The organism is Caballeronia sordidicola (genome assembly GCF_000729995.1).
Classification (GTDB): Bacteria; Pseudomonadota; Gammaproteobacteria; order Burkholderiales; family Burkholderiaceae; genus Caballeronia; species Caballeronia sordidicola_A.
Map to the genome: position 1 here is coordinate 1 of NZ_JNFG01000063.1, position 11,669 is coordinate 11,669.

The following is an 11,669-nucleotide window of genomic DNA, read 5'->3' on the forward strand; positions in this document are numbered from 1 at the left end:
TATAGGGATCCAGTTCAGCGCCGCAAAAACAAAATCAACATATCAAGGGAAAGTACCTATACCAATTTATAAACATAGGCATCACCCCTCTCGCATTGGTTGCCGAAACGCTTTTTATCGGCCAAACAGGCCTTTATAAAATTGGATCCTTGATTGCATGCATGCTCAATCCCCTCGAAATGGGCACGCGGACAAATTAGATTCGCGGAATTGGAGCACGCGTGCGTGTGGTTATCCGAACTGAAGCTTCCTGCGATCGACGCCTACGAGCAGAGGAATGCGTGGGAAGAGCCATATGTCGCACGCTTTAAGGGTTGGCCACTAGATTCAATGCAAGAGGGTCGTGCATCGACCTTGGCGTATTAGGCAGCAACAGCAGAAGCATCAAATCAACAACAACCCTAAGCCGCCAGGCCAATACGTTTGCCCTCCACTGCCGTTTCTGACACCCACAACGCCAGATAACTCAGAAAGAGTGATGCAGCCCAGCTAGTACGCCGACCTGATTGCCACCCGACGCAACGCCTGCCGTAAAGATTGCAGCCTTCGCCTCGCCTGAGGCTCGCTCGAAAAGAAGATTGGCATATATCTGAGTGGACTTCGACAGAGCGTACACGTTGCCAAGCGTGTATTCAGTCCAGCGCTTGCCCGATAATGTTGTCGTGAATGCCCCGGTCGAAACGGAATAAGCCGGAGAAACGTGGTACGTAGCACCGCCGTCGATGGCTTGATAGACATCGGCATGTTGTCCGCTTGTTAGTTTCGTGCGTGTATAGAGCCCGTGAACGGTCAGATTTCCAAATGCGTATGTTGCGCCGGCACCCATGTTTTCGATACGATCCGCGATATACGTGGAAGCTGGACTGCCTTGGAATGTCGCTATTCCAGTAGTGGCAATTGAGGTTGATCGATCATGTTCGTCGGAATAGACCGCGCTGGCCCTCAACGGCCCCTGCTCATAGTCAATGCCAACGCTAAAATTACGTCCATATCCGAAATTCGCTGTATTGCCCAGGCCTAACATTGCACCCAGCGTGAGCCCTCCATAGTTTGGCGTCGTGTACTTCACGCTATTCGGGTATTGCACATTGCTAATGCCAGCCAACTCGTCGAGGTTGCCGGGGTGAAACATGTACCAGTCTGCCGCGCCGTACGCAGTGCTGAGGGGACCTAGCCAGTCGAAATTGAACGGAGTTTGCCGCCCGAGCGTCAGTGTCCCTATCTTGTCCGTGGACAACCCGACATACGCTTGCCGGTTGAAGATCGATCCGGGAAGAGCCATCGCGCCCGTCGTCGTATAGAACCCGTTCTCTAGCCGGAAGATTGCTTCCAATCCTCCACCAAGATCTTCGCGTCCCACGAATCCAAATCTGTCAGGGGACATAGTGTTAACTGTAGTCCACTTGCCAGAGCCGCCGACATTGTTGAAATATCCGACGCCGACGTCCTGACTTCCATAAAGGGTAACGTTGGACTGAGCATTTGCTGCGCTGCATAAAAGCGAAGCACAAGTACCCCAAAGAATAGCTTTCACTCAAACCCCATTGTCAAATTGGCTACACGCGGGCGACCTGACCACAAAACCACCCGTACAGAACACACCGATGTTCAAATCCACGTCGTCAAGAAAAAAATATTTACATCAGGAATCCTAAAAATTGTCTGTATTACCGAAGCGATACCTGGTGTCAGCGATCATTCTTGCGCGCCTATCCCTACAATCACCGCAAATCCGCGCCCGCCAAACGGTGCCCTTTCGAACGCCACCATATATTCAGACTGCTGACATACGAATGGATAACGTTGAGACGTCGACCGAGCGAATCCTAACTCGCCAGTTTTTCGGCCGAGGCATCGACCATCGCTTATTGGTTGCCAAAACGCCTTTTTTGCGAACCTGCAACACTGTTATCGCGAACGCTTTAAGCAATACAGCGATCGCTCCCAGTGCAGCTGTGGCGCTCGGTCTCCTTGATGAGCTGGACACAAAGCAAACAACGTCGGGACATGCAAATCAGTAACTTAGGATAAATTTCTTGAAATATCGATTCGTTATCCTACTAAATTATTCATTTTCGAATATGCGTTGCGTGCAGGCGAAACCGTTTCCGTTGGTTCAAAAAAGCAACGAACATCTGCCTGGCACCTCCCTAAAGCTTTCCATCTAGATGCCGCTAACGCGTTGAGGTAAGAGCGCTCAAGTCTGAACTCGGTATTGCAGAAGCAGCGGCTTTAATTGAGCAAAGTCGGTCAAGCCAAACTTGAGCCTATTTCGAGCTATCCAATCTCAACCTACCTTGATCTTGATCGTAATAAACAAGGATCAAGCGCGCCCCAATTGACAACAGGAATGACATGAACATCGACAGACAGAAGAGCAATGAGAAGCAAGCGCAGTACATGATCAGCCGTTCCGATAAAAACTCCATTCTCTACGCCAACTCTGCATTTGCGCGTGCGGCTGGATATCCGATCAATGATGTGATCGGGTCAAGCTACCTGCGTTACCTCGACCCGAACACGCCATCGGAAGTACTCAAGGATATCGCGGCCACGCTTGCAACCGGAACGAGATGGGAAGGCATCCTTGGCATGAGGTGTCGCGACGGCGAGATCCTTTTCACCCGCACCAGCATGTCGCCCTGGTACGAAAACGGCCGTTTGGTTGGCACCACCACGGTGAGGACCGGCGCGAGCGAGCATGAAATCGACCGAGCGAGGGCGTTGCATCAGCAGCTTGCGAAGGCTGCGTCATGGCGCGGTCTGCAGGGCGGGCGGCCTGTATTCAAAGCTTGGGCTACACCCTTCAATGCGTTCCGGATCAATCGTCATACAGCCGCGCTTGTCGCGTTCTGCGCATTGCCGGGCACATTGACGGGCGCGATGCTCATGCTGACGGAACACCATGGCGCCCACGTGAGCACGGCGACGCTGTCCTGGGCACTCGGCGTCTCGACCTTGCTGGCTATGGCAGCTTCGGCGACCTTGCGCAGACGCATGTCCGCACCCCTGCTCGACTGTGAAAACAGTTTGCATCTAATCGCTGCGGGCGAGTTGACATACACAGGACCAGGAAAAGAAACGGCTGCAGAAAGCCCGCTGACCAATGCCCTGAGCCTCACGCGTGCGAGCCTGATCTCCATGGTTTCCGAGCTCCGAACCGAGTTGTCGGAGATGACAACATCTATCGACCAACTATCGACGGGCAATATCGACCTATCAAGCCGCACCGAAAGCCAGGCCGCTGCAACGGCAGAGATCACCGCCAGCCTGGGTGGACTCGTCGAACTCGTGAGCAAGACCACCGGGCACGCCGAAGAGGCCGAGCGAGTCGCGAAGAGTGCGACGCATGGCTCGGTGCGAGGTATTCAGGCCGTTCAATCGGTGGTTGAATGCATGGCTGAGATTGCTGAGGGTGCAGAACACATGAAGGAGGTCACAAAGGCGATCGAATCGATCGCGGCGCAGACAAACTTGCTCGCGCTCAACGCCGCGGTGGAAGCGGCAAGAGCTGGCGAACACGGACGAGGTTTTAGCGTAGTCGCGCAGGAGGTTCGCAGGCTCGCCGCCCGAGCCGCCGAGGCTACGGCAGACATCAGAACCCTGATTCAGCAGTCTCTCCAACGCGCCGAGAGCGGTCAGAATCGCGTTGGAGTTGCTCATGCTGTCATCGGTGAACTCGCTCAGGCTGTCACCACCGTGGGCAGCCTGATGGGAGAAGTCGCGGGCGCCAGCAAAGCGCAGAGTGTCTCGCTGGATCAGATTCATCAGGTACTTGGCGGCATCGACGACGACACCCAAAGGAATGCAGCGCTCGTCGAACAAACCGCCGCTGCAATGGAGGCCTTGGCGATACAGGCGCATGCCCTGGAGTCTACCGCGGCAGTGTTTCGTTGATTCATCACGCGGCTGAAGCAGTGGCCACCATGCAGAGCGGCGCGGCTGAGAGGCCGCAGAACGTGCGGCGAGAGAATATGCGCTCTGCATCTGGACTATAAGCAACTATTGCGAGACGATTGACAACGTTGCCCCATCACAGCAGTAGGGATTTCCCCAAAACCGTCACGTAACTTAAATTCCATTTTGGCGACGGAATATAATGACCGCATACAAGCCAGCGTTTTATCCTTGGAACAAATCGTAGCTGAACCGTAGACAGCGGGCATTATTGATGTGCTCCATCGAGATGCAACAATCCGATGTTCTGTTGCTCGTCGCGGCATCGCGAGCCGATTTCGACTCTGTAGCACAGCGATCGTCTGAATATTCGAAGCCATCCAGCGGAAGGACAAATGGGACGCGTGGGTTTGTCACTCGGCGGAGCCGAGCATCCGGGGCAGGCTAAATGGGAAAAAGACATGCCGATGCATAAAACTCTCGACGCTAGGGACCCATCTATCGGTATTCGGCTGCCTGACCCCGGGCAACTCGACGGCGAGTGGCACATGGATCTGCTCAGCAAAGCTTTGTCCGACCTGCGTGCGGACACGGTGGTAACGGGCCGATTCACGTTGTCCGCGCCTTGGGCATTCATCAAACCCGCCGTCCCGGGCGTGCCATTCCGGATGTGCACAGGGAGCCCGTTCTATATCGTCGTCGAAGGGATGCATCCTGTACTGGTTGAGGAAGGAGACTTCGTTCTTCTTCCTCACGGCCACGAACATATATTGTGTTCGGCTCTGGATGTTCCAGCCATTCCATTAACTACGCTGATGCAGAACAGTGGGGTACACCCTAGGGTCAATACGCCGTTGACTTTCACGGCGGGTGGCGACGGCGCAGTGAGCGACATCTACACCAGCATCGTAGGCTTTCGAGAAACACGCCGAAATCCGTTCCTGTCTGTGCTACCTCCGTTGATTCACATCCATTCAGGGGATCCTGCGGTACCCGCCTGGCTCAAAGCCACGCTGACCAGCTTCATTCAGGAATCCATGAGCTGCCAACCGGGCTGGGCAATGGCGGCGTCCAGACTTGCCGATGTGCTCTTCGTTCACTTGTTGCGCGCCTATCTGACGAACACGGCGGCGCGGGATGCAGGATGGCTTCGGGCTATGACCGATGTTCATCTGGTTAAAGCAATGGCGTTAATTCACCGGCAACCCGCCAGGGCGTGGACGGTTGAAGATCTTGCTGCGGAAGCCGGCATGTCGCGCTCGCGCTTTAGCGCCCGATTTCTTGAGTTGGTTGGCGAAACTCCCATTGCTCACCTCACCGCGTATCGGATGTATCTGGCAGCAGGACAACTGATGCATGGCAAGGCGCGCCTGATCGAAGTCGCTCATAACGTGGGCTATTCGTCGGAGAAAGCTTTTACCCGCGCTTTTCGCCGATGGGCAGGAATGCCTCCCGTCAAATACGGCAAGTCTGTCACCGATATGCGCGATCTGACCGGCTATCCGTTCTAAACTCGCAATCGGCATATAGAAAAGATGCCTTACGTAACTTCTGATCGGCCGCTAGCTTATTTGAGTCCCAGCGACTTGAGATAATGCCCTGGTGCCCCGGTCGTATCGGGTCTGTAGTTAAGTCGCAACGAAAGTTCATCTGCCGCCGCTTTCACCTTGTCGACAAGGCCACTCGCGAGTTCCTGCGGCGTTATTTCAGCGCGCGGGATGGTGACAGTTATGACCGCTGTTACACGGCCTGCGTCATCGCGAACTGGGGCCGTGATGACAGATATGCCACGCTCGAACGACGATTCGCTGACGACGAAACCTCGCTCGATGTCCTCACGGATCAGCTCGTAGAGTTGCTTCACTGTGCGCGGCGTGCGCTCCGTATATTGCTGAAGCCTCGATTCGGGAAAAAGACTTTTCAGTTCCTTGAGGCTCAGGTCGCTCATCAAAAGGCGCCCATGAATCGTTGCATGCGCAGGCAGTCGCGTACCCACATGTACTCGAACCGACGAAAAGATCGCCTCATAGCTCTGGGCCTTGGCCACGAACACGATGTCTCTTCCGTCGCGAATCACGATGTGACTCGTCAAACCTGTTTGATCCCGCAAGCGCTCCAGAATCGGAATACCGAGGTCGGTGAGTTCGAGTGAGCTCAGGTATTCGAACCCGAGGCGAAGGACAGAAACGCCCAACCGATAGTTTCGGTCCTTGTCGGCTCGTTCAAGGAAGCCAAGCGACTCCAGGGTTTGCAGCAAGCGGAACACGGTAGTGCGGGGTATTTTAAGACGCTTGGCGAGCTCAGGGGCGCCTAGCACCGGCTCACGCGGCGAGAACTCCATCAATATCCGCAGACCTCGGTCAAGCCCCGGTACGAGGTAGGGGCCGAACCTGCTGTCATCCGAAATCTCGTCGTCTATGTCACGCTTCATATCCCTTTCTCGCAGTCACCTGTCCGTCGCCAAGCCGGCTGAGCATGTCTGTCTAGTGTAATTTACAGCACTTCTTCACTGCGATCCTTTTTTTGAATTGGGCTTGACGCATCGAACGGCAGGTCAACAGCTTCGAGATCGATTGGCTTGTGCATTTTCCATAGAATGGGCGTAACGACCATCGCGATCAGCGCGGCGGCGCTAGGATAGAAGGCGAGTCCCCATTTACTGTAACGAGAAATGACTTGCATGATCACTGGCGTGGTTCCGCCGAAAATGGCCGCGCCAATGTTGTAGACACTCGCAATTCCCGTCAACCGAATCTGTGCTGGGAAGCTAGAGACCAGAGGGTTGTAAAGCATGATGGAAACTGACAGGAAAAGACCGAGGGCGCAAAACCAAAAGTCCAGGGTAGCCGGTGTCACGAAAGCATAGAAGCCAAACAGCGTCAGCACGAGCAACGAAAACGTAATCAGGATGGCCTTCAGCCAGCCAATCAAGTCGACGACCAAGCCACCGGCTATTCCGCTGACGAGCATCGTCACTTGCAGCCAGAAAAGCGCATCGTTGACCACTCGCGGATCGTAGTGCCGCACGGTCTGTAGATATATGGCGGGAAACAAGTGAACCCCAGGAACTATCACACCAGGAGCAATACTCAGCAGCAAGCAAAGTACGGTCTCGGTGCGGTAATGCTTAATCAACTGCTTGAGTGGCGTGCCCTTTACCAGATGCTTTCTCGCGGACATCTCGCGGAACACCGGCGTCTCCGCAACGTACCGGCGCAGAAATGCAGACATCAAACCAAAAACGCCACCGAGTACAAACGGAATTCGCCAGCCGCTAACGAGAAATGCTGCTTTGCTGTAGTGATTCAGCAGCAACGCGATGAGACCCGACGCGAGAACAAAGCCCAACACTACGCCAGTCCCTAACAAACCGAACGCCAAACCTAAGCGGCGCTTCGGAACATGCTCCGAAACGAAAACCATAGCGGTCGGGAGTTCACCGCCCAAAGCCGCACCTTGCAATAGTCGACAGGCTAGCAGGGCTGCAGGCGCCCAGATCCCGATCTGCGCATAGACCGGTAAAAGGCCGACCGCCAGTGTCGGGCTTGCCATCAGCAAGACGCTAAGTGCAAACATTTTTTTACGGCCGAGCTTGTCGCCAAGGCTGGCGAGCAAGATGCCTCCAAAGGGACGCGTGAGATACCCCGCTGCAAAGATGGTTAGCGTCTCGAGCTCACGGAGCCACGAGGGACTGCTTAATGGAAAAAATAGCTGACTCGTGAACGGAGTCAGAAAAATGAAGATTGTAAATTCATAGTATTCGAGCATCCCGCCCATTGATGCCAGCGCAAGGACCTTGCAATGGTCGCGAGTAAGCGATTTGCTTTTGGATGCCGATACGTCACCGGGTTGCGACCGTGCTTCTGCGTACATAGTTGTCTATCTTGCGGTAATGGAGCGAAGCGCATCCGGGCAACAACATTAGAATTGTCTCGGCCTACCCACTCGCTTAGATATGCCGTGTCGTGCCACCCGACACCTCCAGTCGCGCACCCGTGATATAGCTCGCCTGAGGAGACACGAGAAATACGATCGCGGCCGCGGCCTCTTCTGGCCGTCCAAATCGACGAAGCGGGATGTCACGCTTGCCCGCCTCCTGCTGGAGCCACGCGTCGTAGCTTTGGCCAGAGCTTTTCTGTTTCTCATAGCGGCGTTCCCACTGTCCGCTGGCGATCGGGCCCATCGTGACAGAGTTGACGCGTATCTCCGGTCCGAGCGCACCGGCAAGCGATTTCGCGAGATTAAGCACACCCCCGCGTGCGGCGGAACTCGTCATCAAATGGGGCTCGGGTTGAGTACTCACGGTCGAGTTGACGCAAACGATGCTTCCTGCTCCGTCGCGCTTAAGAGCTTCCACGAAGACTCGGATGGGATGTACATAGCTAAAAAACTTGAGCTCAAGTTCGTCACGCCAATCTTGTACAGTATTAGTAAAAAAGTTGCCTTCCTTCGCTTGTCCGGCGTTGCATACCAAGCCATCAACACGACCGAATCTTTGCGAGATCACGTCGTGCATACGTTGTACCTCGTCACTGTCGGTGACATCGCAACGAATACCGAGCAATCTTTCATCACCATGCGGGGCGAGATTCGAGGTCGCAGCCGCTAGTTTTTCTTCATTGCGCCCGCAGATGACCACCAGCGCCTGTTCCGAAAGCAACTGTCGTGCTGTTTCAAGTCCAATGCCTGATGTCCCCCCTGTCACCACTACCACTTTGTCCTGCAGTTGCATATCCATGACGCGTCACCCTTCCAGTTTCCACCTCGTAAGCTGGCAGCTCTTACGGCTAGAGGTATTTAAGTTGATATCACCGCTGCTTCCGTGCACCCAGATATCAACCGGGCCACTTTAATCAACAGCGTCCTATCTGCGATGGCCGCGTTCACCCCTCGAGTTCTTCGAGCACTTTTCCGTTCGTCTCGATAGACAGGAAGTGAATACAGACCGCAGCTGCGGCGGGGATCGCCGCGAAGCAAAAGAAAAGCAGTTGCAAATTGCCCTGGACAATCAACTTTCCTGTGAGCGCTGGCGCGAAGATCGCCGCGACCTTGAGCCATCCACCGCCGAGCCCGCATCCAAACGCCCGGATACTCGTTGGATACAGCTCCGGGGTGTAGACGTACGCGGTCATAAAGCCCGATCCCATGAAGCCGAGTCCGAGTGCACAAAGCGTGGCTACTACATAGACGGAAGACGCATGAAAGACGCCGGCGAGAACCAACGATGCGGCACAAAGCAAAAATGACAGATTGATCACTGGCTTGCGTCCAACCTTGTCCACGAGAAGCGCGCATGCAAGGCCACCAAACAGGACAAACACGGATGCACCAACCGAAAGATTCAGTGCCAACTGCAGCGGCGCGTGATATGAGCCTTTGTAGATGGTCGGAAGCCACGTCGCCAGCCCGTACTGCAGCGCACCCGAAGTGATCCAGAGCATGGCCACCGCAATCGTACGTTTGATGTAGATGCGCCCAAAAAGGTCGCGCACCCTGCGTTTTGGATGAGCCGAGACTAGTTCTTCAAATTCCGCCTGTCGGAGGACCGGCGGCAAGGGCCCCCTGACCGTTGCCTCAAACGCAGCGAGCGACGCATTCGCTTCCAGCAAGCGGTCCTTTTCTGCGAGCCAGCGAGGCGACTCGGGGACTGCCCATCGAATGAGTAGGAAAACCAGGATCGGCATGCCGCCGATGAAATACATCGCCTCCCAGCCGAGGCGCGGCACGATCAAGGCACCTAGTGCATTGGACACGAGCAATCCGACAGGAAAAACTATCTCATACAACAGCACGAACTTCCCGCGACCTTGCGCGCGCGTGATTTCGTTGATGTATGCGGCAGCCACTGGCAATTCGCCGCCCAGCCCTAATCCTTGTATCACTCGCAGCGCCACGAACATCGCAAACGTCGGCGCGAACCCGCAGGCAATACTTGCCGCGCCTATGATCCCGGAACTCCATGCGATTGAGCGGACACGACCATACCGTTCGGCAATGGCCGGAAACAAAAATGCACCGATTAACTGACCGATCGACCCGGACGCGATCATCAGGCCGATCTGGCCCGGCGTAAGTCCCCATTTCTGAATGAGCAAGGGCAACGTAGCAGCGATGACAATGACGTCGAAGCCGTCAAAGAATGTTGCGGTGCCGATCAAAAGCCTTGCGCGAACCTGCATGGCGTTGCGAGGCAACCGTTCCAGGCGGGCTACGATGGCGCCTTTGCTTAACGCGGGCTGCGTTGCGCTGCCCGCTTGTGCCAGGACTTCGTTATCGATTGCTTTCATGCCATCCTCAATTGACCATCATCTGTATCAGGAAAGCGGAACTGTCGTGTCCATCAATCGCTCACGGTCAACCTCGCGTCCTTGGTTCATCCACTTGCGAGCAAGCTTGAGGTCTCGAGGCGCGTTGATCGCCACCACGCCGCGAACTGCTCCGTCCTTCAAAAAGAACAGGGATGCCCGTCGAGCTCCGAGATCGCCGCGAATCACCGGCTTCGAGTCCATCGGAACATCTCCGAGGATTTGCAAGTTCACGTCGTACTGATCTGACCAGAACCATGGAATTTCCGCATAGGGAGCAGCTATTCCAATGCTCGCCTTTGCAGTGGCGATCGCCTGGTTTTGTGCATTGGCCCATGACTCCAGCCGAACACGACGTCCGAGCCACGCGTTCATGTGATTCGCCACATCGCCACATGCGAAGATGGCCGGGTCGTCCGTCACACCAAACTCATCGACGACAATGCCGTTCTGCACGGCCAGCCCTGCAGCTTCCGCCAACGCGGTATGCGGTGTCAGCCCGATTCCCGCGACGGCAAAATCGGCATCGATGGAGGTACCGTCAGCAAGCGTCGCTTGGACTCGGCGCGGATCACCGGGATGATCGTCGAGTGCGGCCAGACCGACACCGATTCGCAAGTCGACTCCCTGCGCGCGGTGCAAATCCGCGAGGAACTCCGAAACAATCGGCGGTACCGTGCGTGCACATAGCCGGGACGCGCCTTCGATCACGGTGACTTCCACGCCGAGCTTGCGCGCGGTGGCGGCCACTTCGAGGCCGATCCACCCTCCGCCGATGACAAGCAAGTGCCGAATCTCGCGCATTCGCGAACCGAGGGAAACCGCATCATCGAGAGTGCGCAGATAGGCGAGATTCTTGGTCGCCGCCTGCGCTCCTTCAAGACGCCGTGCCGCACCACCAGTCGCGATGATCAAACGGTCGTACTCGAGTTCCCGGCCACGCGCCGTGCGCAACAGGCGACGCTGGCGGTCAATTTCGGTAGCACAATCGGGTTGCCAGCACTCAACGTTCAATGCAGCGAAATCGTCCGGCTTGACTAGGCTAACCGTATCAACCGCTGCTTCACCCGATAGAACGGCTTTGGACAGCGGCGGCCGCTCATAAGGCGCATGCACTTCATCTGCAACCATTACGAGACGGCCGTCGAAGCCCTCCTTGCGTAGCGTCTTCACGATCCAGCCCGCCGCCTGGCCACCGCCTATTACCGCGATGGTGCGAGGCGGGCTTGAGCCATCGATTGCACCGATATCAGTCATTTGATCGCTCGGTCATAAAGCGTCCATCGGGGGCCTTGGCATTCTTCTGACGGCGCGTGTGACCATCGAGCCCGCCATCGATCGCCCATTCCGCAAACATCGTCGGGCTCGGCTCGAACTCGCGCGGCTGCCACTTCGAAGTCAAGATATCCTCGTCCGAGTAATACTCGATCAACCCGCCGGCTGGATTGTCGAAATACCAGAAGTACG

At 55.7% G+C, this 11,669-nt stretch carries 8 protein-coding genes and 1 pseudogene; 2 read left to right on the plus strand and 7 right to left on the minus strand.

Annotated features, from left to right (window positions below):
• Nucleotides 1-466 precede the first annotated feature (466 nt).
• Nucleotides 467-1,534, minus strand: a complete 1,068-nt coding sequence (locus FH08_RS0133015; RefSeq protein WP_031362463.1) for a porin — start codon at nucleotides 1,532-1,534, stop codon at nucleotides 467-469.
• 821 nt (nucleotides 1,535-2,355) lie between these two features.
• Between FH08_RS0133015 and FH08_RS49710 the strand changes: the two genes are divergently transcribed.
• Together FH08_RS49710 and FH08_RS0133025 are read left to right on the plus strand one after the other, a co-directional pair.
• Nucleotides 2,356-3,897: a methyl-accepting chemotaxis protein gene (locus FH08_RS49710; RefSeq protein WP_051888724.1), complete on the plus strand. Its 1,542-nt coding sequence runs from the start codon at nucleotides 2,356-2,358 to the stop codon at nucleotides 3,895-3,897.
• Between the two features lie 395 nt (nucleotides 3,898-4,292).
• Nucleotides 4,293-5,408: an AraC family transcriptional regulator gene (locus FH08_RS0133025; RefSeq protein ID WP_235210574.1), complete on the plus strand. Its 1,116-nt coding sequence runs from the start codon at nucleotides 4,293-4,295 to the stop codon at nucleotides 5,406-5,408.
• Between the two features lie 56 nt (nucleotides 5,409-5,464).
• Here FH08_RS0133025 and FH08_RS0133030 read toward each other — a convergent pair whose 3' ends face one another.
• The 6 genes and pseudogenes from FH08_RS0133030 to FH08_RS0133055 all read right to left on the minus strand — a co-directional run.
• Nucleotides 5,465-6,328 carry an IclR family transcriptional regulator gene (locus FH08_RS0133030; protein ID WP_031362466.1) on the minus strand — a complete coding sequence of 288 codons (864 nt, stop codon included), beginning with the start codon at nucleotides 6,326-6,328 and terminating at the stop codon, nucleotides 5,465-5,467.
• Between the two features lie 62 nt (nucleotides 6,329-6,390).
• Entirely contained in the window at nucleotides 6,391-7,770 is a 1,380-nt protein-coding gene (locus FH08_RS0133035; RefSeq protein WP_051888725.1) for an MFS transporter, read from the minus strand.
• 76 nt (nucleotides 7,771-7,846) lie between these two features.
• Nucleotides 7,847-8,635 (minus strand): SDR family oxidoreductase, encoded by a 789-nt coding sequence (locus tag FH08_RS0133040; RefSeq protein WP_031362468.1) that lies wholly within the window; start codon nucleotides 8,633-8,635, stop codon nucleotides 7,847-7,849.
• 145 nt (nucleotides 8,636-8,780) lie between these two features.
• Complete coding sequence (locus FH08_RS0133045; RefSeq protein ID WP_031362469.1) at nucleotides 8,781-10,184, minus strand: MFS transporter; 1,404 nt, start codon at nucleotides 10,182-10,184, stop codon at nucleotides 8,781-8,783.
• Between the two features lie 27 nt (nucleotides 10,185-10,211).
• Nucleotides 10,212-11,459 carry an NAD(P)/FAD-dependent oxidoreductase gene (locus FH08_RS0133050; protein ID WP_031362470.1) on the minus strand — a complete coding sequence of 416 codons (1,248 nt, stop codon included), beginning with the start codon at nucleotides 11,457-11,459 and terminating at the stop codon, nucleotides 10,212-10,214.
• A pseudogene (locus FH08_RS0133055) lies at nucleotides 11,452-11,669 on the minus strand (glyoxalase); the annotation flags it as partial. The pseudogene FH08_RS0133055 and the gene FH08_RS0133050, both read right to left, overlap by 8 nt.

Excerpts from the sequence above, each read along its gene's own strand:
- FH08_RS0133045 (WP_031362469.1), bottom strand. The coding sequence starts at position 10,184 with ATGAAAGCAATCGATAACGAAGTCCTGGCACAAGCGGGCAGCGCAACG.
- FH08_RS0133050 (WP_031362470.1), bottom strand. The coding sequence starts at position 11,459 with ATGACTGATATCGGTGCAATCGATGGCTCAAGCCCGCCTCGCACCATC.
- FH08_RS0133040 (WP_031362468.1), bottom strand. The coding sequence starts at position 8,635 with ATGGATATGCAACTGCAGGACAAAGTGGTAGTGGTGACAGGGGGGACA.
- FH08_RS0133035 (WP_051888725.1), bottom strand. The coding sequence starts at position 7,770 with ATGTACGCAGAAGCACGGTCGCAACCCGGTGACGTATCGGCATCCAAA.
- FH08_RS49710 (WP_051888724.1), top strand. The coding sequence starts at position 2,356 with ATGAACATCGACAGACAGAAGAGCAATGAGAAGCAAGCGCAGTACATG.
- FH08_RS0133025 (WP_235210574.1), top strand. The coding sequence starts at position 4,293 with ATGGGACGCGTGGGTTTGTCACTCGGCGGAGCCGAGCATCCGGGGCAG.
- FH08_RS0133030 (WP_031362466.1), bottom strand. The coding sequence starts at position 6,328 with ATGAAGCGTGACATAGACGACGAGATTTCGGATGACAGCAGGTTCGGC.